Source organism: Halalkalicoccus jeotgali B3 (genome assembly GCF_000196895.1).
GTDB lineage: Archaea > Halobacteriota > Halobacteria > Halobacteriales > Halalkalicoccaceae > Halalkalicoccus > Halalkalicoccus jeotgali.
The window spans coordinates 74,516-99,868 of sequence record NC_014299.1; the positions used below are offsets into that span (position 1 = coordinate 74,516).

Sequence of the window (25,353 nt, forward strand, 5' to 3'; positions counted from 1 at the left end):
GGTTGCATTTCTAAAATGATATTTCCCGACAGGTATATCACCGATTCCAGTTACTCATTAACACATACCATGGAAACCTCCCGATTATCTTGGCTGAACCGAGAGGAACCACTACTGATGGGTAAGTACATCTTCCTGGTTCTTCTCGGGATTGCCGGTGTTATCTATCATCTATGGTTCGCGCTAACTTACGGCATTGAGATGCAACTGCACCTAGTCGCTCATCTCGGGTTCATGATGGTCGCCATCACTGCGGTCTGCTTTGACCCGCAAGTAAACCGTGAAGACGGCTGGCTTTCGGTACTTGATAATTATTTAGTCTTACCGGCTGAGCTCATCGGCTCCGCTGGAATCGCCATCTATCTCTGGATGAACTATGAACGCCTGGCCGTCTTTTCGATAGGTGTCTACACCGACGTTGACTTCTACGTCGGTATTTTTCTGCTTCTCTTCATTATCGATCAGTCGCGCCGAGCGTTCGGAAATATCTTGCCAGCTGTCGGTGTCATCGGCCTCATCTACGCCATCGCAGGACCGTACTTCCCATCAATTCTCCGGCATGGAGGTATTGAGTTCCGTCGGCTTATCACTTCACAAACCGTCGCGTTTGCTGGTGTCTACGATACGCTTGTACAGGTCGCCGCGACTTATATTGTCATTTTCATTGTCTTTGCCGCGTTCCTTGAGGCCTACGGCGCGATGAATTACTTCGTTAATATTGGAGCAAAGGTCGGCAGCTACGTCAAATCGGGTATCACTCAGACAGCCGTCGTCACAAGCGTCGCAATGGGCTCGGTTAACGGGAGTGCGGCAGCCAATGCCGCGACAACGGGCGCATTTACCATCCCACTAATGAAGAATCAGGGTATCAGCAAAGAGACCTCAGCGGCCATCGAATCCGTCGCATCCAGCGGTGGACAGATCATGCCACCGATTATGGGCGCTGCAGCGTTCGTCATGGCCGAGATTACCGGAACCAGTTATCTCCATATCATCACTATCGGTCTGCTTCCGGCACTGCTATTCTACGGCACTATCGCCGTCGCAGTACACTTGATTACGTTAAAGGAGGGGGCCGGACTGACAAACCTCGAAGACGTCGGGAGCGACAGGGATGAGAGTAAAATAAACGAAGGGGATAAGACTATCGAGGATATTTCAATGGGAACGACGACACAACCCAGCGATATGTCGATGCTAGCTGAAGCGAGTCAGACTTCTTTCCTCGCCTCTCTCGCAAAGGGGATGTATCTCTGGTTGCCGGTCTCAATTCTCGTCTACACGCTGGTCATCCTCCAGTACGACCCGGTCTACGCCGGGTTCTTTTCCACTCTCTCGATATTCCCCGTTGCACTGCTTCAGGGGTTGTACTTTGGTGACGACAAGAAAGTCGCCGTTAGGGACTTTGTTGAAAACACTATTGAGGGATGTCGACTAGGTATGAGCAACGCGGCACCGATTACCCTCGCAGTCGCAGTTATCGCTATCTTCGTCGGCGTGTTGAACCAGACCGGCTTCACGCAGGCGCTCGCACAGAGCCTAATTTCGCTGTCGGGCGGCGAGCTGGCCTTACTGCTATTCTTTGCAATGTTCGCAGCAATCCTCTTCGGTCTAGGAATGCCAACTGTCGCCGCTTACATCGTCGCTGTATTGCTCATCGCGCCCGCACTGGTGAATCTCGGCGTGCGACTGGAGACGGCACACTTCTTTGTGTTCTATTTTGCCATCCTCTCGGCGATCACACCACCAGTCGCCATCGCCTGTATCATTACTGCGGAGATCTCGAAGGGGAACTTCTGGCGCGTCGCCGCGAAGTCCCTCGTCATCGGTATGCCGCTGTTCCTGCTTCCGTACGTCTTCATTATGAACGACGCTGTCATGTATTGGGAATTCCCGCAGACGCTCGTGTTGTTCCCGATGCTACTCTTGGGATTAATCTGTCTGTCCATCGCCAGCATCGGCTACCTCAACGGAGACCTCAGTTGGCCGTTCAGAATCGTTATCGGAGCTGTTGGTTTCGGCATCTTGTTCGTTCCAGTTCTTCCAGTCGCCGACCAACTCGTCCGCATGGTACTGGTAGCTATTGCCGGCGGCATGTTATTTTATCAGGGCACGTTTGATGGCCTCCAACAGCATCTCACGAAGGTACTGCCGTAACTTGTCGCGGTTCGGTTTTGGAATCGCTCAAAAGGCGTTAACTGACTCTCCTTACTTCTATATTAGTTGTCAGGACCGGACACTCTGCGTCGAAGATAACTTTTTGCACGACACTACCGAAGACAGCCTTTCCGACTGGACTCCGTTTGCGACCACCGAGAATGATTTGGTTGGCGTCTGCGTCTCGTGCCGCTCTGATAATTTCCTCGGCAGGGTCTCCACTTCGCTGTTCGGCTCGAGCAGTAATTCCTTCCGATTGAAAGAACGAGAGCGCGTTTGACGCGCTCTCGGGCATATCGGCATACTCCTCTATATTGATTTTCCCGCCCTCGTCACTCTGAATCTCCTTTGCGACATTAACAATCAGGACCTCGATTTCCTCGCTCGCACAGGGATAGTCCGCAACGGCCTCCACTTGGGCCATCACGCGTTCTTTGTGACCGTCTGTCGCTAAGACTACTGTGAACATATCTCAACCGAGATAGCCCAATGATATAAAAGTATACGCCCAGCGACCACCGCGGTCAATGGCCAGGGATTCGCTTCGTCACGGACTCGGTGTCGCCGAAACTCGGGTGAAACAGCGAGTGTCGGCCCGCACCACCGGTGACTGTCACGAGGACGTTTTCCGGTTTTGCTGCGAGCCCCACGTCTTGGTACTCGCGGAGGCCTCGAAAGTGAGTAGGCCAGCCACCACCCGCCTCGTCGAACATCCCTTGGTCGCGCAACTCCTCTTGTGGGATTCGGGCGTGGTCGTAGATGAACCGTTTCACGTCGTCTTTCGACCAGCCGTCGCGAGCGATAGTCGCCGCATGCTCTGGCGACAATACGAGGTGTGGTTCGCCGTGTGCGTTGAGATATGCGAGGTTTGTCCCTACTTTCGCCATTGTCTGGGCTGCGGTGGTGAGAACGCCGGCAGCCGTGTCGGCAACGTGGTCATTGATGTTGTGTGGGGATTCCGAAGCGACGACTGTGACTGCACTTTCGTCGGCATCGAAACCGCGTTCGACGTGCAGCGGTTCCCACGGACTTTCGGCTTCGTTCTCGGCGACACATAGCCCGAACTTGTGTGGTCCCCCATGGGTCGCCTTATCGCCTTGATCGGGGATAGCACCCCCAATATTCATGTAGGCGAAGGTGAGCGCCCGGCCGATGGTCGCATTCGATTTTGAACCCTGTCCATAGGCGTTGGCACCGCCGTTGATATCGAGTTCCTCGACTATCGGCCCGTTGACGACGATAGCTGGCCAACAGGGGTGGGTCGTCGCGAGCGCGCCGTAGAGGTTGAATTCGGGTTCCAGCGTCGCTTCGAGTGCCGTCAACACGACTGGAAAGTACGCCGGCTCACAGCCGGCCATCACCGCGTTTGCAGCCGATTTCTGAACAGTCATGCTTCGATAGGCAGGGGGGATCTCCCCAACGGTCTCTAATGGGTCGCGGTCGACGGTTTCGAGGAACTGCTTGACTCGCTCCCGAGTGGGTTGTACGATCGGGAGGCCGTCGGGTGAGTCTATCTCGGACATTCAGACTAGTTCGCTCGATGCCGCGCCGGTATACTTTCCCTGATACAGGTCAACGAGTACTTCGGGGTCGGTTGTCAGTGCTTCGGTGACCGAAGTAAGGATGTCGTCGGTGACACGATCACTCGCGACCGCCTCAGGCGAGAGGTCGGCAATAGGGTGTTCTATTTCGACGATTGGAAGCCCGGGAACGCCCTGATTTTCTGCCTCGTACTGACACAGCGTCGTAAACTCCTCGGTGCAGAAGACGACGGTTGGGACGCCCGCCTCCTCGAGTTGGAAGGAGTCGTGCATTGTCCACGACGAACAGGAGCCACAGTCACCATAAGCAATGAGGACGGCATCATACCCTAGGAGTTCTTCGTAGATGTCCTCGTCGGCCGCACTAGTCGCGACGTCCTTGTAGACGACCTCAGAAACGTCGACATCGTAGTCGGCTTCGAGTTGTGCACCGACCTCTCGAAGGAAGTAGTCGGCGTTCTTCTTTGTGTTCGAGAATAGCCCGATTCGTACGGAATCAACAGTCGATAATCGGTCGGCCAGTACGGTTCCTTTCGCCTCGATTTCGTCGGCGAATGGGTTGAGTATCTCTTCGTCTTGGCTTGTCATCCGTTACCTATCTTCGTGCACGAATAATAAGATTTGCCTAGCACGGATGCCGAGTATGACTGAGTCCGCTTACTGAATGAGACGTGTCACTGATCTACTGTCACCGAACGACGATAGAAACAACGAGTGTCGGCCTGTACCGCCTGCAACGAGGACGACCGGGTCCTCGGGGGAGCGACAGATGGGGACGTCGGCGTTGTCGGGGAGGCCGGAGACCGGGACATGATGCGGTCGGCTCCCATCTTGAGTATCGTACATCCCTTGGTCGCGGAGCTCCTTATGGGAAATTCGAGCGTAGTCATAGATAAACCGCTTCACGTCGTCTTTCGACCAGCCGTCGCGAGCAATAGTCGCCGCATGCTCCGGCGATAACACGAGACAGGGCTCTGCCCGCTCGGAGAGATACGTCGTATTCGCACCGAGGACTGACATGCTCTGTACCGCGGTGGTGAGGACGCCGGCGGCCGTGTTAGCGATGTGGTCGCTGATGTTGTGGGGCGCTTCGGTCGTCAGCACTGTGACCGTATTTTCGTTGGCGTCGAAGCCGCGTTCGACGTGCAGCGGTTCCCACGGGCTTTCGAATTCATTTTCGGCAATACAGAGCCCGAACTTGTGGGGGCCGCCGTGAGTCGCCTTATCTGTTAGTCCCGGTGTCGCCCCCGCGACATTCATGTAAACGAAGGTGAGTGCCCGACCGATGGTCGCGTTCGGTTTCGAGCCCTGTCCGAAAGCGTTGGTACCGCTATTGATGTCAAGTTCCTCAACCACAGGGCCGTTGACGATGACCATTGGCCAATGCGGTTCCGTTGTTGCCAGCGTGCCATAGAGATTAAATTCGGCTTCTAATGTTGCCTCCAGTGCTGACAATACCACTCCAAAATACGATGATTTACAGCCTGCCATCACCGCGTTCGCCGCCAACGTCTCCATAGTCGCCGACCGTTCGCTTAGTGGGAAGGGACCGAGTTGATCCTTGCTTGTGACGCCGGCGGTGTCCAGAAACCGCTCGACCCGCTCTCGTGTTGGGTTAACAACAGGAAGTCCGTCCGGGGACGAAGCCGTAACCATACTTCCACGGTACACCGGGTAGCTCATACCTATTGTGCTGAATTGACTTCGATCCGCGGAAAAAGCTTAATAGAATCACTACCTCCTCTATGAGTATGAGCGATCAGGTGCTGGACAGCATCGACGTAGTCGACCTTGGGCAGATATACAACGGTCCCTACTGCTCTCTGTTGCTCTCCTATATGGGTGCGAACGTTACAAAAATCGAACCACCACACGGCGAACCGCTACGGGACCGCGTCAAGGACGGCGAGGCACCGGAGTTCGTAATGCTCAATTCCAATAAAGAGGGCATGACGCTCAATCTCAAGACGAAAGAGGGTAAGGAGATATTCAAGGAACTCATTGAAGACGCCGACGTACTGATCGAGAACTTTTCTGTCGGTACTATGGAACGACTTGACCTTGGCTATGGCGACCTCACAGAGCTGAATCCGGAACTCATCTACGCACACAGTAGCGGCTTCGGTGAGGAAGGTCCCTACAACGAGTACCCTGCGATGGACCTTACAATTCAGGCGATAAGCGGCGTAATGGATGTGACGGGATTTCCGAACGGCCCGCCGACGAAAGCTGGTATCGCCGTCGGCGACTTCATGGGCGGCATCCACCTGCTAGCTGGCGTCCTTGGTGCACTGTACGAACGGGAATTGACCGGCGAAGGGCAATTCGTGGAGGTGAGCATGCACGACTCGGTGTTCCCGACACTCATGTCTCCGATGGCCGCCCATTTCAACGACGACAACGTGCCCCCACGGACCGGTAATCGACACAGCGGCCTCGCCCAGAGCCCCTACAACGTCTACGAGACAGCCGACGGCTACATTGCAATCTTCGGTGTCACCAATCGCCACTGGCACTCCCTGCTGGAAGTCATCGGCCGGGAGGATTTGAAGGACGACCCACGCTTCGAGAGCAACGTCAAGCGCTCGAATCATCTCAATGAGGTCGACGAACTAGTTGAGGGCTGGACTATCGAACGCGAACGCGACGACATTGAGGAAACACTGCTCGACGCAGGCGTTCCTTGCGGCCCGGTCAAGAAACTCGAAGAAGTTGCTGATGACCCACACCTCAAGGAGCGAGGGATGATAAACGAAATCGACCACCCTGACTACGGCAAAATTTCGGTCCCCGGCCTTCCGATTCGCTTCTCCGGTTCGGACCTTCCTGACATCGAACCGTCTCCCTCGAAGGGACGGGATACCCGGAAAGTGATGTGTGAACGCCTTGGATATTCCGAAGCGGAGTTCGAGGAATTGGAAGAGAAAGGCGTATTTTAACTCTCTATCAGAACTCGTGGTCGTTGCTCTGGAGGTCTGTGACCGTCGCGCCATTCTCAATCTTGCGTTCGACGAGTAATTCTTCACGAAGCGTTATTTCGGCTGTTTCGGCCACGTCTACCGCATTCTCTGCAGGGACGACGACGACGCCCGTTGCGTCGGCAATGATGAGGTCCTCAGGGTTCACTACGACTCCGTCGATTTCGAGCGGTTCGCCGATCGACTCAACCGTGAGACGGTATTGGCCCGACTTTGGGGTTGGCTGGCGTGCGAATACCGGAAACGCCCCTTCGCAAATTTCTGGGATGTCACGGTAGCCTCCGTTGATGACTACGCCACTAACGCCGGCGTTTTCGGCCAGACGCGAGGCGTTCCCTCCCCAACAGGAGATGTCTGGACTGACGCCATCAATGACGAGGACGCGGTCGTTAAGCAGTTCATTTAGCATCGTGTATGGGAAGTTCGTCTGCTTGCCCGGGTTATCAGCCCATTCGAAGCGCATTGTGTGAGCACGGCCGACCGCAGTTTGTCCAGACTCCGCGGGCGGAAGTCCAGTGATAACGCCGTCAATGTCGTACTTGTCCAAGGCGTCGGAGACGACGCTGGTGTCGAACATACTATACACGTCCGTGATACTCAATGCCATATAGCCGTTTGTTGCGTACGGCGCTTATAAGTAACCCCCGTCGTGCGGTCGAGATGCCTCTGTCTGCCGCGGGTAACGTCACCGGCGGCCTCTTCTACAATAACTACCTCGGCGGGACTGGTCCCACGAACGCGGCCGTCTTCGGGGAAATTGCTCGAGAGAATGCCGATGAGTTTGTCGACGAGTATTCGTGACTCATCACTGCTCAGCATAACTCTTTGTGTGCCCCCATCACATGATAGGTATGCGAGGAATGGACATGGACGATGCGGAATTGGAGGTATTCCTTGAAAGCCAGCGTACTCTGTATATAGCGACCGTTTCGGAAAACGGATGGCCCCACGTCGCGCCAGTGGGCTTCGCCCGACTAGACAACGGACACTTCTACGTTCTCACGCATCCAAGCCAGCGGAAAAGTAGGAACATCTTCTATGATAACCGAGTAGGCCTCACAGCTGATGCAGGCGAGAGCTACACTTCACTTAGGGGCATGTTCGTCCACGGCTATGCCACAGTCGTTACCGACGACCAGAAGCGCCCAGAACTTGAGAACGCATGGGTCGAACGTTTCTATGATGGCGAGATCCCCGACGTGGTCAAGAAGGTCTACTCGAAACGCGACGGCTGGATCTGGTTCGACGTTGAGCCGGTCCATACCGTCACTTGGGACAATCGGAAACTTGACCCTGAACGCTTGGTCGACGAGGACGCTCCCGATGGGATGCCGTTCAGCTATGGGCTGCCGGATGACATAGGCGCAGCGACGCCCGATGACAAGTGATCGTCTATGCAGAGAGTCGCTCGACGAGTCGCGCGGCCGTAATGGCCGTCCGGTCCTCGAACTGCGGTGCGAGCAGTTGGGCGCTCACCGGAAGGCCATCACGTTCTGTGAAGGGCACCGACACCGCCGGAGTCTCCGCGAGACTGAACTGTTTGGCGATCGTGTAGTTGAAGCCCCCCTCGGAGTCGCGCAGCTGCTCAGGTTTTGGAGGAAGTGTCCGTAGCGTCGGCGTGAGCAGGACGTCGAAGCGTTCGAAGTACGTCTTAAGTGTGTGCTTGAAGGCGACGACCTGCTCCTGTGCGAGGGCGTAAGCCCGGCCGTCGGTGAGCGCATCTAGGTACGCGCCGGGAAGGAGACGCCCGATGATGTGGTCGTTGAGCGCCTCGCCGTCGACGAGGGAAATCATCTCCGGTGGGGTGGGAACCCCACCACGTTGGGCGAAGGACTGCCGGAGGAGCCACGCGAACTCCGCACCCGAGATGATCGAGTAGGCCTCCTCAATGTCCTCCATATCGAGGTTGACCGACCCCACCGACACGCCTGATTCGGCGTCGAGATCGGCCGCGAGTTCGGCTATCGCCTCGGTAACCGGTGCTGAGATGTCGTGCGGCTCGAGTTCGAGGACGCCGATCTGGAGTGAGTCGAACGATTCGATGTTGCGGTTGAGTGGAACCACGTTGATGGCGCTCGTCTTCGGGTCGTGAACGTCAGGACCGCGAATCGCTTCGAGAACACGGGCGGCGGTTTCCACGTCACGTGCCAGCGGTCCGATGGTGTCTGCTGATGGTACATTCTCGACGAAGCCGTACCGGGATACGAGACCGTGTGTGGGTTTGATACCGACGACGCCACAGCAGGCCGCCGGTGACCGGACGCTACCACCGGTGTCGGATCCGAGGCCGACGTCGGCCAGCCCGGCGGCAACGGCGACGCCACAGCCGCTGGAGGTGCCACCCGGAATTCGATCGGCGTCTATTGGATTCCGCACTCGGCCGCGCTCACTCCAGAGGCCGCCGGGACCGAATGCGAAGGCGTCCATGTTGGCCTTTCCGACGACGCTGCCGCCGGCGTCAAGTAGTCGATTGAGAGCCGTCGCGTCGATGGTTGGAACGGTCTCGAGTATCTTCGATCCGCAAGTCATTCGCAGCCCCTTGACGGCGATGTTATCCTTCAGGACGAACGATAGCCCTGAAAGTGGACCTTCTGTGCGTCGCTGGCGCGGTTCGTCATACACGTCGAGGAGAGCGTTGTACTCGTCATCAGCCCAGTGGCCACGCGAGACGCTCGCTTGCTTGTTGGGGGGGCAGTTCCACCGGTCAGCGTAGGTCGCCAACTCGTTAGCGTAGCGCAGCGCCGCGGCTTTCGTCTCCTCGTCAGCCGTGAGACCGAACTCGTCGATGAGCATCTCAATACGTTGCTCGGCATCCATGCGGTAGCAACCGATACAGAAACCGATAAATTCTCGGTTGGGACTCATCTTATCAGGGGCCACTTGCAACATATCGGCAAAAACATCCCCTTCAGGAGTTATAACCAAGTGGGTTAAGAAACGGATAAGACGGAGTCATCAGGTGTGGTCAATACAGCAACAGTCGGACAGAGAGTACGTGCCGTCTGGGACGACAGTCGGAGTCGGACGCTCCTCGCGATCTCCGGCGGGTGGTTTCTCTCGATGGGTGTCCGACTCACCTACCCAGTGCTGTTGCCATTCCTCCGGGGGACCTATGATCTCAGCCTCACCGCTGCTGGGTTCCTATTGAGCCTGTTGTGGATGGCCTACGCCGTTGGACAACTTCCGGGCGGTATTCTCGCTGACAAATTCGGCGAGCGCCGAATTCTTACCATCAGTACAATCATCTCGTCGATTGCCATCGCTTTCGTTGCGGCGGCTACCTCGACGTGGGTGCTATTCGTCTCGACGACACTATTCGGACTCGGAACCGCTCTCTACGGCGTCTCTCGATTTACCGCCCTTTCGGAGATATACCCTAACAAGGACGGGTCCGCCATCGGTGTGACGATGGCTGCCGGGGAAGCCGGTAATGTCGTCATGCCGGCTATCGCGGGCGTTGTTGCCGTCGTCGCATGGCAACTCAGCTTCGGTATCGCCATCCCCCTGTTCGTCCTCGTTGGTGTCAGCCTCTGGCTGTTCGTCCCAGAGCAAACGGCCGACGACGACAGTGCCGTCGACAGCGTCTCGCTGGAGTCGGCCCGCTACGTCCTCGCGGAAATATCACGGCCGTCGATTCTCCTCGTCGGGCTGCTGCAAATTCTCGGATACAGCATCTGGCAGGCCTTTACCGGCTTCTACCCGACGTATCTCATAGAGGTCAAGGGTTTCTCCTCGTCGGTCGCGGCGGGGCTGTTCGCGCTGTTTTTCGCCGTCGGTATCCTCGTTCAACCGCTTTCAGGTAATGCCTACGACCGAATAGGACTCAACCGAATCCTCCCACTCCTCATGGGACTGACTGCCCTCGGCATGTTCTTCGTATCGTTCGTGGAGTCCTTCTGGGCCGTCGTTGTCATCACCATCACGTTAAGCAGTTTACTCGGGCAGGCGACGGTGACGCTATCTTACATCACATCGGCGCTGCCACGCGACATGCGAGGGACAGGACTGGGTGCGATCCGAACGGTCTACATGGGGTTGGGCGCAGCGAGTCCGATACTATTCGGTGCCTTCGCTGATCGCGGGTTCTTTGACGAGGGATTTGCCGTGCTGTCCATCGTTGCTGCAACCGTCTGCGTTCTCAGCCTGCGCTTTCCGCACCGGTAGGCTTCCTGAATGGCCCGCCTGGAGCAATACCTATGTTACCGGCGACCACTGCTCGAAGCATGCGAGCAGTCCGATACCACGAAGCCGGCGCCCCATCAGTGCTGGAACTCGAAGCCGTTGATCGTCCAACGCCAAAGGGCGACGAACTGCTAGTCGCCGTCCGGGCAGCCAGCATCAACCCGACCGATGCAAAGCGGCGGCAGTGGGGACCGAAACATCTCCCGAAGACAACCGGTTCAGACTTCGCCGGTGTCGTCGAATCGGTCGGCGACCATGTGACTGCGTTCGAATCCGGCGATCGAGTGTGTGGTACCGGCCTCCACACAGACCGCTTCCAGCAGGGCTCCTTCCAAGAGTACGTCACAGTACCGACCGACATCGTCGCGATGCTACCTGATTCGGTGTCATTCAAGCGGGGGGCCGCGGCTGCACTCGCTGGCGTGACGGCGTGGCGAGCGCTAGTTGACCATGCCGGGCTGGAACCTGCCGAGACTTGCTTTGTTCACGGCGGTACCGGCGGCGTCGGCCACCTTGCAGTTCAGTTGTCGGCAGCGCTCAGTACGGACACGATAACGACGGTCGGCACCGAAGAAGCCGAACGCGCCGCCACTGAATTCGGCGCTGACACCGTTCTCAGATATGATGACCCCGAACTCCAAGAGTCAGTCGACCAACCAGTAGACGTGATCGTCGATCATCGTATCGACGAGTATCTCGGCTTTGACATCGGCATCTCGGCCTTCGGCGGTCGAATCGTCCAGTATGCTGGTGAAGACGGCGATTTCGAGGGTGCACGTGAAGGGCGGAGCAAGAATCTTTCTCTTCATATGATGAATATGTCGAATCTCGCCTCCCGTTCCGACACAACGAATATCTCGGAACCCCTGTCGTCAGTGCTCGAACTTGTTGCTCGGGGTGTGATCAACCCGCAAATCCATCAAAATTATAGTCTTGATGAAGCTGCCGAAATGCACCGAGCGATCCTAGAGGACAGTTTTATAGGGAAGCTGGTCGTGACGGTCTGAGGTGCTATGTGCTGGTCCGGACAACTCGATAGGCGTCCTCGAGGGCCGTGCGCTCCTCCTCGACGAGCGACCACTCGACGATATTTGCGACGCCGTCTTTGTCGAGTCGGACTGGCACACTCAGCGAAACATCCTTAAAGCCGTATTCGCCCTCCAATGGTGTCGACAGACACACTAATGCGTCGGCGCAGTCGTCATCGAGTCGCTGGACCACACTGGCGACGCCGCGGGCCGTGACCCAGCGCGAGGAGTCTTGAGCGCCACGGAGTTTTAACACATCGTAGGGCACGTCGCGGACGTACTCCACAATGTCATCCCGTTCGCTTTCCGAGAAATTGACGGGCTCGCCGCTGACTGTCGCCCGGGAGAAAATGGGGACAATGTGTTCACCGTGTTCGCCCAGAATCGGACAGTACACCTCTCGCGGAGAGGCGTCGGTTTGTCGGGCGATTTCGTCAGCGATGCGGGCCGTTTCCGACAGCGAGTAGCCGAGGAACCGTTGTCGCGGCCATCCGGTTTGGCGCCAGAGACGGTGCGTGATTCGGTCAACGGGGTTGGAGACGACGATGACAGGCGTTGGATCAGCCTCGTTGAGCCATGCGGCAATGTTGTCGACTATTTCGAGATTTCGTTCGAGAAACGTGAGTCGGCCACCACGCGCATCTCCGTCTTTTGGCCGTGGCGCACTCGCTGTTACGACAAGACAATCGCTTTCTGAGACGACTGATGGCGAGGGTTCGGCGACGTGGACAGATCCCAGAGGCTCCGAGGCGAAATCGGGTCTACCGAGTCCGTAGGTGGCGTGACACATTGAGTGTCGAATATCAATTGCGTGTCCCTCCGCCGCATCGATGTCGGTATCAACGAGCGTCACGTTCGTCGCGGGGATCTGTACAGATAGTGTGTAGGCGACAGTGGATCCAACGGTGCCACCGCCACCAATGACGACAACGTCCATATTCGTATCGAGTAAGACTCCTACTTGAAGCTACGTACGAGATTAGCGTTCAGCAGGTAGTTCGATGACTCCCTCTTCGAGGAGATCGTCGATCTCTGCCTCGTCGTAGCCGGAGGCCGCCACCACTTCTCGACTGTGTTCACCGAGTCGTGGCGTGTCAAGTCGTTGTTCCGTGGCGATTCGGTCACCCGACAGCGGTGTCTTCACTGTCCGAAGACGCTTTTCCATCCCATTATGGTAGCCACCGAAGGTGATGATCATTCCTGATTCTTCGAGATGTTCATCATTGAGAAGTTCTGAGGGTTTGTTCACGGGCGCCGCGGGGACACCCTCTGCGAGCAGTGCATCGACTAGTTCCTCGCGATTCCATCCTGTGAGTTCTTCGCGGGCGATAGAGACCAGTTCTGATTCGTGTTCAAATCGAGATTCTGGAGTCTCGAAACGTCTGTCTGCGAGCAAGTCAGGCCTGTCCACCGCCTCACAGAACGCCGGCCAGTGTCTGTCGGAGGTGACGCCGACGAAGACCCACCGGTCGGAGTCAGTCGTCTCAAAAATGTCGTAAAGGGAGAACGCAGGATGTGAGGTGCCCAGCGGCGGGTGGTCCTGGCCAGTCATGTCGGCAAACGTCATCCAGTACCCCATCCACTGAGCCGCCGACTCGAACAGTGTAGCGTCGACCAGCTGTCCTTTGCCGGTTCGGTCTCGTTCTCGGAGGGCCGTGAGAACACCAATAACACCGTACATTGCCGATCCGATATCGGCGATCGAGGTGCCGACACGGACTGGGCCACCACCTGGATTACCCGTCATCGCGGCAAGTCCCGACATTGATTCGGCGACCATGTCCATCCCAGGGCGGTCGCCGTAAGGGCCGGAATGGAACCCTTTGATAGAGAGATATACGAGATCGGTGTTTCGCGCTTTGAGGTCATCGTAGCCGATTTTGAGCCGGTCTGCGACACCCGGACCAAGGTTCTCGATCACCACATCGGCCTCGCTTGCGAGGTCGTGATACGCCTTACGGCCACGATCGCTCTGCAAGTCGAGTGCGAGTGAGCGTTTGTTACGGTTGAGGGCGTTGACCACGGCTTCACCGCTTTCGCCTGCGCTGCGCATCAGGTCACCAACACCGGGACGCTCGATCTTCACGACGTCGGCACCCAGATCTGCGAGGAGGAGGCTAGCAAACGGTGCGGAGACAATGTTCCCTAACTCGATAACCGAGATGTCAGAGAGTGGTAACGCTTCTTGTTTCGTCATTACCCCGGCAGTGGACCGTGATCGGGCTTAATTCTACTGGGGCAGATTGCGTTCCTTCTTAATTGCAGTTAGAATATCGTTGGCTAGTATGCCGAATTCAGGATTGGCGCCGTTACCGACTCACAGATAGATAATTCGACCAGACTCGTCGACGCCGAACACGCTCCGCCCTGTGAGTTACATCCTAGCCGCTCTTTGGAATTCTGCCGTACTACCCAAGCGGCTCGGGGTTTCGATCCGAGCGGTCGAAGTGCTGAGGTCTTGTTGTCGGACTTAGACATTTTGTGCGAACAGGAGGTCGATACTCTGGCTGTACACCTCATCTCCAGTAACGTGAAATCCTCGTAGGTGTTTCGGCAGGAATCTACTTCTTCGAGATACCCGCCTGTGAACATTACGGGTAGAACGTTAACACGATAACATCCGTATTGCGTCCCCTCAAAGGGAGAATAGTTCGATGTCGGCGTACACCTCTCTGCCTGCATCAAGTGGTATGAATGCGGCGCCTGCTCATCGATAGTGAACATATGCCGTCACTCATCAGGGCAAGAATAAGAGTTTACGTAGACTGCCGTTGCCGAGGGCTTCTTTATCTATGGGTGACTTTCACCGGTATGGTTCGCGTGCCACTGCTCGAACAGTCGGAACTCCCTAGCGACTATCAGCACCTTCTCAGTGAGGACGCAATGGGGGAAATAAACCTCCTCTGCGCGATGGCGAACAACCCCGACATACTTCAATCGTACATGCGCTACGGAACGACCCTCTGGCAGAACAGCGGCCTTAATGGGGACGATCTCGAGCGCTGTATCCTCTCGATCGCCCGCACCCTCGACGCCGCCTACGAGTGGAACCAACACGTTCCCATCGCACGGAACCTCGGGGTCTCCGATGCCGACATTGAGGCGATTACCATAGAGAACTTTGATTACTTCGACGACCGACGGGCCGCACTCTTGCGGTACGTCCAAGCTGTCGCCAAGGGCGATGTCGACAACGAGACCTACGCCGCACTAGCAGAACACGTCGATAAGGCGACCATTGTTGGGGCGACACAGCTCGCCACGCACTATCTGGCGACGGCACGGTTCCTTGACGCTCTCGAAATCCCGCTTGAGGGCGAATTCGTCGGCTGGACGCCCAATGAGAACTGATACGAACGCTTACGAACGCTTATGGGATTTGGACCGAATGCTGTAGCGTTCCGATACCCTCGATTTCGACTTCGACTTCGTCGCCGTCAGCCAGCGGTCCCACACCCTTCGGTGTTCCCGTCGAGACGATATCGCCCGCTTCAAGCGTCATATAGGTCGTGATTTCAGCTACGAGTTCTGGTACAGAGAAGATAAGATCCGTCAGTTTCCCATCCTGCTTTTGTTCTCCGTTCACTCGAGTACGGACAAAAGCGTCGTCCGGCACGTTGTCGGGCGTTGTCACTACCGGACCAAGGGGTGCAGCGCCGTCGAACCCCTTCGCTCGGACGTAGTTCTGTTCGATTTGTTGATCGTCGCGGTTGGAGATATCGTTCATACATGTGTACCCTTCGACGACCTCCATTACCTTGTTCTCCTCTACGTGTCGACACTGTTTTCCAATGACGACGGCAAGTTCCGCCTCGTATTCTAGTCGTTTCTTGCCAGCGGGTAGCATCACCCTCGTGTTATGGTCCGCGACCGTGTTCGGCGGTTTGAAGAACAGACGAGGACGGTCTGGTGGTTCTTTTCCAAGTTCTTTAGCGTGTTCTAAGTAATTTAGTCCGACGCAGACGATTTTCGACGGTTCACACGGTGCTAATACATCCACATCGGTTTCCTTGTAACTCTCTCCGCCGAAGCGAATCTCTTCATTGTTAATCCACGTCCCACGGCGTACGGCTCCCGCTGGGTCACGAAATCTGACGTACTTCATATCTGAATTATCGTGAGATACTTAACCAATGTTGAGGTATCGGCAACCGAGGATAGCGACGCCAGCCGTTACCCTCATCAAGATATCGTGAGACAGTCATTTTTGGTTTCCACTTTATGAAAAAATTTGGTTCACCTTGGAACGCTTTGTAAGGTAGGTTACTAGATCGATGATGGTATCGCGAGCTCTCAATGTATATGAGGGTAGAGTGATGGAAGTCTATATTGATTCAAAAGACTAATTTGCACGAGTATTTTCCGGCAAACAGATCTTAGTCTGAACAGGGTGGACTAATTCACATTAATTCCTGTTTTTTTGCATTTTCGCGTAATGACTCTAAACCGAGTTCAGTACTCAAATGAAGATGCTCCAATGTGGAAATCGCGGCTTTCATCGATACGTCAATCTCGTATTCGTAGTAGATACCGCCACCACGTCCTTCATTGCGTTTTCTCCGATCGAGAATTCCAAGCATCGAGAGTTCAGCTAAGTGATTATGGAAAGCACGCCCACCGAGAGGATCTTGATCAGTAGCGTGGGAGAGATCACAATACTGCTCGTAGATTGACTGTTTCTGTAATGGAACAGAAGATGGATCGCTCACAGTAGAGGAAACTACTGCAAGGAGAGTGAGGTGACCATGAGAAGTGAGTTCTTTCATACTTTCTTCTATTCGCTGCTTTTCAAGCAGCTGCTTTGCTTCACGAACATGAGGTTCTGTGACCTGTTGGTCACTACGCCGACGTGCTAGATCACCTGCTTCAAGAAGCAGATCTAGCCCTTGACGGGCACTTCCTTTATCTTGCGCAGCGAATGCAGCACAGAGAGGAATAACATCACCATTGAGTACGTTATCGTCGAATGCCAGCTCAGCGCGCTTTTGCAGGATATTGCGGAGGTCTTCCGCATCATATGGAGGAAAGTGGAGCTCGCGTTCACAAAGTGTGTCTTCAACACGCGGGTCGAGCTTCTCGCGAAATTTGAAATCGTTACTGATGCCGATGATTCCGATACGAGCGTTCTCGATCTTTCCGTTACTCCGGGCACGGGGAAGCTGGTAGAGGATGCTATCGTCATCACCAATGTAATCGACCTCATCAAGTACAACCAGAATAGTGCCGCCGATCTCGTCGAGTTTCTCCCAGAGCATATCGTAGACAGCATTCAGGGGATATCCAGTTCGACTGATCTGATTATTCGGTGCACGAAGATCGTTAACAAGAGAAACAGCAATGCGATAGCTACTCGTAAGATCCTCACAGTTTAGATATACGGACTGAACTTGCAAGTCATCATATTGAGTAGCGTCCTGTTCAAGATGTTGGAGAAGATACTTTGTAACTGCAGTTTTACCAACCCCTGTTTTTCCGTAGAGAAATACGTGCCGGGGCTGAGAGCCGTTGATAACCGGTTGTAAGTACGCCGTAAACCGCTCGACTTCCTCCTCCCGTTCTTCGAGCGACTGTGGCTGATAGTCATCATGCAGGACGTTTTCGTCCTGGAAGATTTCCTCAGACCGCTCGAAGAGGACCATGCTCACCTAATGGAAGAACGGGTATATAATACCTCGGCTGCAATCGATACAAACGATTCATTCGTTTCCTACGTTCACTGGAGAGACACCACCGATTCAAACGTTATGGCTAAAGAGTGGGGGGAGACTTAGGAATGGTTCTAGTTTGAAGAAAGATTTAATACATAAGCGTGAAAACCAGAACCGTACTAGAGAGAGTATAGAAACGAATGAAATAGTGGTGGGTCTAGCAGGGGTCTAGTAATTGAACCACTTCTATCCCTGTCTAAGGGGCTCTTACTAGGTGATACATTTGAATCAGTGGTGTGCTTGAGGGGGATTCTACCCTCTATCTCATCTGGAAACGTTTGAATCGGTGGTGTCTCTCTCCTCTACAACCGATTATCTTCGTGCGATGAACTCTCACCACCTGTACGGTGAAACGCGTAGATCTCTCTATTGAACACAATCTCTATACTCATAACGTCCGATTACCCTCTGTGATGGAGACCGACGAGTGGTCAGCAATCTCGTATCAGTTTGGCGAATCTACTGACCTTCTTACAGCGTTCGAGCACACAGGAATCGAACATCTCGAGGTCTCGGGTGAGCGGACGATCGTCATCTACAGTCGCACTATCTTCGATCTCGAAGCCGATGACGGGAACTTAGCGGACACACAGCTTGTCACTGTTGAGGTCTTTGATGTCTCACCGAATTATTCTATGACTGATGATTCTGATCCAGTCGCGCTTACCGATCCCTTGATCGAGGAACTTGCGGGTGCAATTGGTATCGACTGGGAACGTTGCTGAACACTCTCTTGGTTGATCTTGTGCATCCGAACCATACATTCTACGTAGCAGCTATTCGACGATCTGGCTCTATTTGCTTCGTTCGACGACGCTCGCAAAGGCGACGTTCGACTGGACGGTATCGATTTCAACGGTCACCTCCTCATCGGGTTCGGCATCCGGGACGATTACTACGTATCCCCGTTCGATACGAGTAATTCCATCTCCCTGATCGCCGAGCGTATCGATCGTCACTGTTCGGATCTCACCCTCGTTGACTGGTGGCTCCGGACCCTCTGCCGGAGAGGAAGATGTGTCGTCTGCTGCGTCCTTAGTCTTTGTAGGAAGCACGGCGATTTGATAGACTTCTCCTGGAGCAACCGTCCCTTGCTCGACTAGCTCTTTTGGAATCTCGATCTGCATGTGTCCCGCTGTCTCGGTCGGGCGAGACGTGATAAGCGCGTGAAGACGATCTGGAATTGAAACCATTGATACGTATTACGAGTAGTTGCATGCACGTCACTCTATATAATCTCTTTCGGCAAATCTGTCTGCTAGAATGTGTTCTTTGCTGCGTGTCTCCGTTATCTCACTCAATACGATGTCGTCGGAGCAATCTGCAGATTCTTCGCTTGGTGAGCAGCTTCAGGCGCTTCACGATACTGCGCCTCAACGCTATAGTCTGCTTGAACGCCATGTAGAAGACCTCCGGCAGGCTCTCGAGCAGTCAACGCGAAATTACGCCTCGGCAAAGCAGCTGTATTCGATGTGGGACGATCCGCCGTTCGAACCACAGCTCTTCGGCCAACTCCTGAGTACTGCCGCGAATCTCGAGATTCTACGGGTCTATACCCATCGGAGCAATCGCAACCGATACGATCTCACAGCGTATGATTCGGCGCGGATGGATCAGCTCGTATTTTTTTTCGATGAGGTGGCATCGACGATTACTACGGACTCATCTGATCGATAGTCTTTCTTTAGGCCGCGCTCAGTGTGTCCTGGAGGTACTGCTGTTCCCACTCTCGACGAGCATCAATTTCTCGCTGCCCACGGGCCGTGAGTGCATAGAGGTTCGTCCGGCGATCAAGCTCTGATTTCTCGATGAGCCCTTTATCGACAAGCGTATCGAGGTTAGGGTAGAGCCGCCCGTGATGGATCTCTTTCTCATAGTACGTTTCGAGTTCAGCTTTGATTGCAAGTCCATGTGGATCGTCTAGTCCACTAATGACGTAGAGTAGATCCCGCTGGAAGCCAGTGAGGTCGTACATATCCCAGAATTATCCAGTGACATTGTCAATTTATCGCATGGTGTATACTGAAAAAGTATCTGAACGAACACAATTCGATACAGATCAATGCACGCCGGTAGTACCAGCGACTGCAAGCCTCGTTCGAGTCCTGGTGCTTATCTTACTACGCGGCTCGGCAGTAAACTACTCAGCGAGCGCTCTGAGATCGCGTGCCCGATTGTCGGTGGTGAGGAGCTTCGATGCTCGCCACTCGAGTTCACCGAGGAGGACCTCGTAGCCTTCCTCAGTCAGTTCATACTCATTCGTTCGCTTTTCCCAACGAACCCTCGCTCGACGAGGTCATTGAGGTTGGGATAGAGCCGTCCGTGATTGACTTCCTCGTCGTAGTACGCTTCGAGGTTGCGTTTGATCGCGAGGCCATACTGGGGTTCCTCACTGAGGACGGTCAGAATGTTCTGCTGGAATGCAGTCAAGTCGTGTGCGGTACGCTCTTCTCCGTCGGGTGTCGACTGTGCCTCTGACATCTTCTTGAGACTGACTGTCGTTCTCTATAACTGCTTGGAAATCGATTGCGTTTTAGATACCGTAATCACCGACAAAACGCGCTCATAACTGATATCGGTAAGTCGGGTAATGGTGATGCCTCTGCGTGGAACGTGAGGGTCGACGTCATTCATCAACCCACCAATGAATCCAGAAGAGCAGTACATTCTCAACCGGCCGCCGCATGGAGATCATTTCGAAGAGCACGCGGCAGCCCTCGATCGAATATTTCCTCTTCTGAACGTGGGTAGGGTAGGGACTATCTCCTCTATCCCCACATATAAGTCACTGTGGCATTAAGTAACAATCGCACACTCCTGAGGATGGGTATGCCTGAGGGGGTGCGACTCGTTCCGATCCGCGGTGTCGAACCGCGCGAAGTACAAAGAAACTACACACGGTTTGCAGCCCACCATCGTCTACCGACGGTGGCCCTCTAGACCACCGTCGTTAGCATCACCACAATCGGATCTCCCGCTGAGTGGATATACAGGTGTCCAAGAGGGATTGGTACCCAGTCTCCTACCAAGACCGGGCCCGATGACTACATTGCGTGACTGCCAGACATATGTATCATCACACTGCTCTACTAACCACCTGCTCTAAGGATCACATTCCTGATTATTAACCGACAATTCTGGGTTGGCTTTGATTATCCATCCCGACGTTGTATAGCGATTCCATTCCAGCAATGAAGTCATGTATGTGATCTCTATTAATCGCGTCTCGAAAACCTCCCCGAATTGGAGAGGTTCAACATGATCGACGGAATGGGCTTCCGCCGTGGCGGTTACCCGCCATTGAGTTCTATGCTGTCATTGGTTTTAGTTATGCGATAGTTATCCTGTGAAAATATCCGATTTGAGGCGATAGTTGAGTCTCAGACCTGCCGCTTACTCGTGTTTCCATTCTTTGTAGCATTCTACCTGTACAGATCTCTCTGAGTTCTCGTAGAAAACCTCTCTTTGGGAGAGAGGTACTGTGGGTGGGTGGATCGTACGCGACTGACCATGAGTCGCGGTGACCGCATCATCTCGTAGATTGTCAATTGTATTGATTATGTAGATGATACCCCACGTAGAGTTTCTACGTAATTCGACTTCGGGGATGACATACGACCAAACACCTACTCAAGAAATTCTCAGTCAGTGCCGACTTTCTGTCCAACCCAACAAAAAGACTATATTATAGACTCTGCTACAGCAAATCGCCCTACTCGATTACGGAACGAAGGTAATGTCAGAGGCACCTTCACGACGCCAGTAGGGTGAGTGCAATCCCCCACTTTCTACCTCTCGGCTCTGGCGCCGTACCTGAGGATATGTACAACAGTGAGAAATACGTTGGCATTTGTGGAGAAAATGAGAGGATCTACCTCACACCGGCCTCCAGACGAGTAGAGACCTGTTCGATGCCGTCCTCGAATAGCAACTCCACCGCTGACTATCGATTAGACTCCTGAAAACCTCTCCAAACTGGAGAGGTCAACCATAAACAAGGGGGAGGGGGGATATATGTCCGATCCCTATGAGCTCCGCGACCGCAGTAGTTCTTTGGATATCACCTGTATTACTTATACACTGATTATTGATCGCGACAGTCATTCATCTTCATCGAGTACTGTTGAATAGCAACGAAGCGAAACGAGACGGTACGAAGCCGCTACAAGGCGTTTGACACCCAATAGATTGTCATACCTTCCTGCAGGGGGACTAGTGCCGGACCAGCCGATACAATCCTAGCCTCGCTCCCGACGGCAGCACTCCGCATGGGTGGTGTACCTCGCCGTCACTGCAATGCTCGACGTCCATGGTGGGCAGTGGTGCGGGCCTCTCTCTGATAGTCGTGTCGCCAGTTGTGTACGCGCTCGCCCGTCGAATAGGCGTCTTGAGGATCTGAGTACTATACCTGATCGAAGGCCTTGTGCAACGATCGCCTTTCATAATCGAATGGTGTTGCACAAGGCAAAGAGCAGAGGAACACGCTTTCTGATGACAGAGTATTGAGCGCACGTCCATTCTATGAAGTGGCGAGTGAGGTCTACTCGCCCCAGGCCGATCCTGGTATTGCCCTCACATGGGTTTCGTAAACCCACATTGAGATCTGTCATATATCAGTATAAGGTTGTTGGATGCTGTAGCTGCAGTGGAATAACCTGAACCAAAGAGTAGGTATCAAAGGTACACAGCACAGTCTATCGCGGTGGAACACTAATTCAGGATACTCACTTCAGAAGCCACAGCCGATAGCTCACGAGCGTCCCTCCGCAGCTTCTCTCGCCGGCATTCCCTCATTGAAATAGCCGTATTGGCGACTTCTCAACCAAGCGGACCTGTATCGCGAGGTTGATCGCACCAACACGAGCACGTTTTCTGAATCGGCGACCAGTGTGGTCGATGGAAATTCGCGAGCCTAGCGTGAATATGAGTTCATTATTGTCACTTTGTAACTAATTACTATAGACTATTAATTTACTTGCTGGCCGAAAAGCCAAGTATCTGGGCGTGTAATTATCTCACGCGGCGTAGTCTCACCCCACTACGCTGCGGTTGGGTAGGTGTTCGTCACCCACTGTTCCCTTAGCCCAACCAACCCAGGAACGAGGGCCTTTCACTAGGTCCTCTCGGAGAAATATCACGCCTGGTTCTAGTCTACCTATTCCGACGAGCCACCTCTTTACAGGAGTGAGCACTACGACATCGGCGTTTCGTTTCGCGACTATCTGCTCTCTTTGATCGCTCTGACTGACTCGGTGTGCTCTTCGAATTGACAAAAATTTGCCGTTTCTCCCGTCGAAAGCGTTTGATTGCAAATTCTCAGCAAATCAGATCACTTCCTCGTTAAGCCGGACGGCGATTTGTTTCATGGTGGAAACTTTCGGAGCGGGATCGGCTAAGAGTGCGTCAGACGTCCGTGCGCTCATTTCGACTGGAGCGTTTAGCACAGTGGGTTAAAAAAGTAATATTTCTTAGATGATTCAGTGAAATACGCTAAAACGGTGTGCCGCCAAACAGTAGGTTAGCGTTCGTGACTGGATGGGGCAGTTAGTCGAACTCATCGCGCAGATCACCGAGTTCGGTGCCAAGCGTTCGATTGGTGGAAGTCGTGGTCCGTACAAGCGGCGATGACGATACTGTCCATAGCCACCGTCCCTGCATTGTGTATGACGCTATATGGGGTTCAGTCTATGAGAAGTGTCGTCTGGATCTCTTCTGGGATCGTTACTTGCTTGGACCGAAAAGCTGGCCTATTTCTGCTTAGCTAGCAGGATTTCCTGGCCCATCGTCGTCTTCGACAGCTCCAAGGATCATAAGAATCCGATTTACGAATTCCTCAGTTGTGAGATCGCCGAACAGACACTCACGCAGCCACTCCACATCCAGGTAGAGTGCGGCCCGCCGGACGTCGCACTCATCATAGAGAGCGAATTTGAACTCCTCAACCGCTTCGAAGAACTCATCAACGTTCGCCTCACGAATCGCTCGGTTGAACGCAGGGACCAGGGCTCGTAATTCCTCAGCGAGAATGTCCTCATCAGTCGTCTCAACGATGAGACTGAGTTTGAGTGTCCCTTCGTGGAACCTGAGGTCTTTCACGGAGAGGACGTCGCTGTTGAGCTCGAACTCCTCGCGATCGAATCCAGGGATTCCATCGTACTCATCGTCCTCTTCCTTTTCTTCCTCGTCTTCGTGCTTTGTGTGCCCGTTCTTTTCTGATTTCGTGTGGTCGTCCTCGCTGTCGTGTGCTGAACTAATGCTGGAATAGCCAACGAGGGTAGTTGTGAGCAGGCCGCCGGTTCCGATGAGCATCTGTCGACGCTTCATACCCAACCTATCAATCTACGTATATATAATTTTTCTGGTGGTAAAAAGATAGAATTATATGTATAACGAATAGCGCCATTGGTGAGCGGTCGAAGAACTAGAGAAGTGAAGGGAAGTACCTTGTGCAACAATCAACTTGCTATGAATGGATTGTTGCACAAGGCTGGAGGAAGGAAAGACTGATAAAGATAATAGATTCGTCATATCATGGTAGATTTAATAGTTAGCAAGATGCTACTGGTTGATAGGGTCCACGCCCAAATGAGAGTGGAGGACTGAGGCCATAGTTGACTCCTGCACTCCACTGCGGTTGCTCAGGCGTGGATACCCTTTCTCCAGAACCCACCCAGGGACTGAATTGTAGCACCTGGGGTGAGGATCTAGAGCAGAGAGTATCCACGCCTGTGCATGTACTAGTAGCACTCACGGGAATATATATCGTTTGAATCTGGTCGCAGCGACATAACCTTACGAAGTATTTATCTATTTGAAAGACAGGAAGAGATCTCAAAACACTCGTTACTATCCTACTAACTAACATCTATCCGTGACTACTTTTCTATGGGAGAGGCACCCTCTCCCGCTCCCGGCTACGGCCTCAGGGCCGGGAGCCTGCGTTTCACACTTCGTCGGTTAGACGCTGTAAAACTCAGTTGAACGATATGGTACAAGGGAAAAACAAGAGTCGATTCCTCGAGCAGCGTGATTCACCTGTGGAACCACCTCTCTCACCTGGCGGCAGATCACGCCTCCCCCGCGCCGAAGCACCGACGGTACCCTTCGCGAAGTGATACTCCTCTTTCTCTTCGCTTTCACTCAGCATCTGATTACTCCCTGCGTTGCGAGTATATTGCTCGAAGAACAGTCCGATCATCTCGCGAAGAAGCAACATCACCCGTCGACTAATGTGTGAAGTTTTCCGAGTTGGGCGATCAGTCCCTCGGAGGCGTCAGTTACCCGTGTCGACGTCTGCCCGCTCAGTCGTCCTCAAGAAGTGCGTGCCCCTCGTCAGTCAGCGTGTAGATAATCGCTGGAATCCCGGTCTCATGTTCGCCAACGTACTGGGTGCCAACTGGCGTAATGAGGTCCCACGAGTCAAGCATCGAGAGCTGATAGTGTTTGCTTCCCTCCGGGATCTCGGCCCGATCACGAATCTCACTTGAACGGAGTTCGTCGTGTTCAGCAAGCACTTCGAGGATCCGATAGCGATCGTCTGTCAGCGCAGCCTGAAATTCCTCAATGGTTGTCGGTTGTTGCATATTGATCTGCTTGGTGTTGGTGTGCTTCGATTTTACTCAATTACTGCAAATAAGGTACACCGATCTAATCAGTATTTCTCTTTTAATCGTGTACATAGTCGGGTACTCAATTAGAAATAGAAGTGTGGCGCATAGCAATTCAAATACCATCGCTTAGGGGAAGCTCTGTCTGAGGA

Annotated in this window: 22 protein-coding genes and 1 pseudogene; 8 read left to right on the top strand and 15 right to left on the bottom strand. The window is 53.9% G+C overall.

Annotated features, from left to right (window positions below; all coding sequences use genetic code 11):
* The first annotated feature begins 117 nt into the window (after positions 1-117).
* Positions 118-2,157, top strand: coding sequence for a TRAP transporter permease (locus tag HACJB3_RS16740; protein WP_008415595.1), 2,040 nt, complete (start codon positions 118-120; stop codon positions 2,155-2,157).
* Between the two features lie 37 nt (positions 2,158-2,194).
* Here HACJB3_RS16740 and HACJB3_RS16745 read toward each other — a convergent pair whose 3' ends face one another.
* The 4 genes from HACJB3_RS16745 to HACJB3_RS16760 form a co-directional block, all read right to left on the bottom strand.
* On the bottom strand, positions 2,195-2,626 hold the full coding sequence (locus HACJB3_RS16745) for a universal stress protein (protein ID WP_008415594.1): 432 nt from the start codon (positions 2,624-2,626) through the stop codon (positions 2,195-2,197).
* A gap of 55 nt (positions 2,627-2,681) precedes the next feature.
* The gene (locus HACJB3_RS16750; protein WP_008415593.1) at positions 2,682-3,680 is read right to left on the bottom strand and encodes a hypothetical protein; all 999 of its coding nucleotides are present in this window, start codon (positions 3,678-3,680) and stop codon (positions 2,682-2,684) included.
* Positions 3,681-4,286: a UGSC family (seleno)protein gene (locus HACJB3_RS16755; RefSeq protein WP_008415592.1), complete on the bottom strand. Its 606-nt coding sequence runs from the start codon at positions 4,284-4,286 to the stop codon at positions 3,681-3,683.
* A gap of 69 nt (positions 4,287-4,355) precedes the next feature.
* The gene (locus HACJB3_RS16760) at positions 4,356-5,381 is read right to left on the bottom strand and encodes a hypothetical protein (protein ID WP_238532951.1); all 1,026 of its coding nucleotides are present in this window, start codon (positions 5,379-5,381) and stop codon (positions 4,356-4,358) included.
* Between the two features lie 68 nt (positions 5,382-5,449).
* On the opposite strand from HACJB3_RS16760, the gene HACJB3_RS16765 reads away from it, so the two are divergent.
* Entirely contained in the window at positions 5,450-6,637 is a 1,188-nt protein-coding gene (locus tag HACJB3_RS16765; RefSeq protein WP_238532952.1) for a CaiB/BaiF CoA transferase family protein, read from the top strand.
* Positions 6,638-6,644: 7 nt separating this feature from the next.
* Here HACJB3_RS16765 and HACJB3_RS16770 read toward each other — a convergent pair whose 3' ends face one another.
* On the bottom strand, positions 6,645-7,253 hold the full coding sequence (locus HACJB3_RS16770; RefSeq protein WP_238532953.1) for an RraA family protein: 609 nt from the start codon (positions 7,251-7,253) through the stop codon (positions 6,645-6,647).
* Positions 7,254-7,336: 83 nt separating this feature from the next.
* Between HACJB3_RS16770 and HACJB3_RS20380 the strand changes: the two genes are divergently transcribed.
* Positions 7,337-7,477 carry a hypothetical protein gene (locus HACJB3_RS20380; RefSeq protein ID WP_008415585.1) on the top strand — a complete coding sequence of 47 codons (141 nt, stop codon included), beginning with the start codon at positions 7,337-7,339 and terminating at the stop codon, positions 7,475-7,477.
* Between the two features lie 65 nt (positions 7,478-7,542).
* Positions 7,543-8,064, top strand: a complete 522-nt coding sequence (locus tag HACJB3_RS16775; RefSeq protein WP_238532954.1) for a pyridoxamine 5'-phosphate oxidase family protein — start codon at positions 7,543-7,545, stop codon at positions 8,062-8,064.
* 4 nt (positions 8,065-8,068) lie between these two features.
* On the opposite strand, the gene HACJB3_RS16780 is transcribed toward HACJB3_RS16775, so the two are convergent.
* Positions 8,069-9,493: an amidase gene (locus tag HACJB3_RS16780; RefSeq protein WP_008415582.1), complete on the bottom strand. Its 1,425-nt coding sequence runs from the start codon at positions 9,491-9,493 to the stop codon at positions 8,069-8,071.
* A 144-nt stretch (positions 9,494-9,637) separates the two neighbouring features.
* Between HACJB3_RS16780 and HACJB3_RS16785 the strand changes: the two genes are divergently transcribed.
* Positions 9,638-10,840: an MFS transporter gene (locus HACJB3_RS16785; RefSeq protein WP_049934712.1), complete on the top strand. Its 1,203-nt coding sequence runs from the start codon at positions 9,638-9,640 to the stop codon at positions 10,838-10,840.
* 59 nt (positions 10,841-10,899) lie between these two features.
* Positions 10,900-11,865: an alcohol dehydrogenase catalytic domain-containing protein gene (locus tag HACJB3_RS16790; RefSeq protein WP_013199630.1), complete on the top strand. Its 966-nt coding sequence runs from the start codon at positions 10,900-10,902 to the stop codon at positions 11,863-11,865.
* A 4-nt stretch (positions 11,866-11,869) separates the two neighbouring features.
* Here the strand turns inward: HACJB3_RS16790 and HACJB3_RS16795 are convergent, their stop codons facing one another.
* Together HACJB3_RS16795 and HACJB3_RS16800 are read right to left on the bottom strand one after the other, a co-directional pair.
* Complete coding sequence (locus HACJB3_RS16795; protein ID WP_008415577.1) at positions 11,870-12,823, bottom strand: malate dehydrogenase; 954 nt, start codon at positions 12,821-12,823, stop codon at positions 11,870-11,872.
* 42 nt (positions 12,824-12,865) lie between these two features.
* Positions 12,866-14,083: a CaiB/BaiF CoA transferase family protein gene (locus HACJB3_RS16800; RefSeq protein ID WP_013199631.1), complete on the bottom strand. Its 1,218-nt coding sequence runs from the start codon at positions 14,081-14,083 to the stop codon at positions 12,866-12,868.
* A 614-nt stretch (positions 14,084-14,697) separates the two neighbouring features.
* Between HACJB3_RS16800 and HACJB3_RS16805 the strand changes: the two genes are divergently transcribed.
* The gene (locus tag HACJB3_RS16805) at positions 14,698-15,237 is read left to right on the top strand and encodes a carboxymuconolactone decarboxylase family protein (protein WP_013199632.1); all 540 of its coding nucleotides are present in this window, start codon (positions 14,698-14,700) and stop codon (positions 15,235-15,237) included.
* A 19-nt stretch (positions 15,238-15,256) separates the two neighbouring features.
* Here HACJB3_RS16805 and HACJB3_RS16810 read toward each other — a convergent pair whose 3' ends face one another.
* Positions 15,257-15,991 (bottom strand): fumarylacetoacetate hydrolase family protein, encoded by a 735-nt coding sequence (locus HACJB3_RS16810; protein ID WP_049934715.1) that lies wholly within the window; start codon positions 15,989-15,991, stop codon positions 15,257-15,259.
* 295 nt (positions 15,992-16,286) lie between these two features.
* Positions 16,287-17,525, bottom strand: a complete 1,239-nt coding sequence (locus HACJB3_RS19175) for a Cdc6/Cdc18 family protein (RefSeq protein ID WP_013199633.1) — start codon at positions 17,523-17,525, stop codon at positions 16,287-16,289.
* Positions 17,526-18,007: 482 nt separating this feature from the next.
* On the opposite strand from HACJB3_RS19175, the gene HACJB3_RS16830 reads away from it, so the two are divergent.
* Entirely contained in the window at positions 18,008-18,319 is a 312-nt protein-coding gene (locus HACJB3_RS16830) for a hypothetical protein (RefSeq protein WP_008415568.1), read from the top strand.
* A gap of 69 nt (positions 18,320-18,388) precedes the next feature.
* On the opposite strand, the gene HACJB3_RS19180 is transcribed toward HACJB3_RS16830, so the two are convergent.
* From HACJB3_RS19180 to HACJB3_RS16855, 5 genes and pseudogenes are all read right to left on the bottom strand, one after another.
* Positions 18,389-18,787 carry a TRAM domain-containing protein gene (locus HACJB3_RS19180; protein ID WP_081461368.1) on the bottom strand — a complete coding sequence of 133 codons (399 nt, stop codon included), beginning with the start codon at positions 18,785-18,787 and terminating at the stop codon, positions 18,389-18,391.
* A 491-nt stretch (positions 18,788-19,278) separates the two neighbouring features.
* Complete coding sequence (locus tag HACJB3_RS16840) at positions 19,279-19,569, bottom strand: PadR family transcriptional regulator (protein ID WP_008415562.1); 291 nt, start codon at positions 19,567-19,569, stop codon at positions 19,279-19,281.
* Positions 19,570-19,734: 165 nt separating this feature from the next.
* Positions 19,735-20,075, bottom strand: a pseudogene (locus HACJB3_RS16845) (PadR family transcriptional regulator).
* A gap of 3,276 nt (positions 20,076-23,351) precedes the next feature.
* Positions 23,352-23,918 (bottom strand): hypothetical protein, encoded by a 567-nt coding sequence (locus HACJB3_RS16850; protein WP_008415559.1) that lies wholly within the window; start codon positions 23,916-23,918, stop codon positions 23,352-23,354.
* 977 nt (positions 23,919-24,895) lie between these two features.
* The gene (locus tag HACJB3_RS16855) at positions 24,896-25,177 is read right to left on the bottom strand and encodes a helix-turn-helix transcriptional regulator (RefSeq protein ID WP_008415558.1); all 282 of its coding nucleotides are present in this window, start codon (positions 25,175-25,177) and stop codon (positions 24,896-24,898) included.
* Between the last annotated feature and the right edge of the window lie 176 nt (positions 25,178-25,353).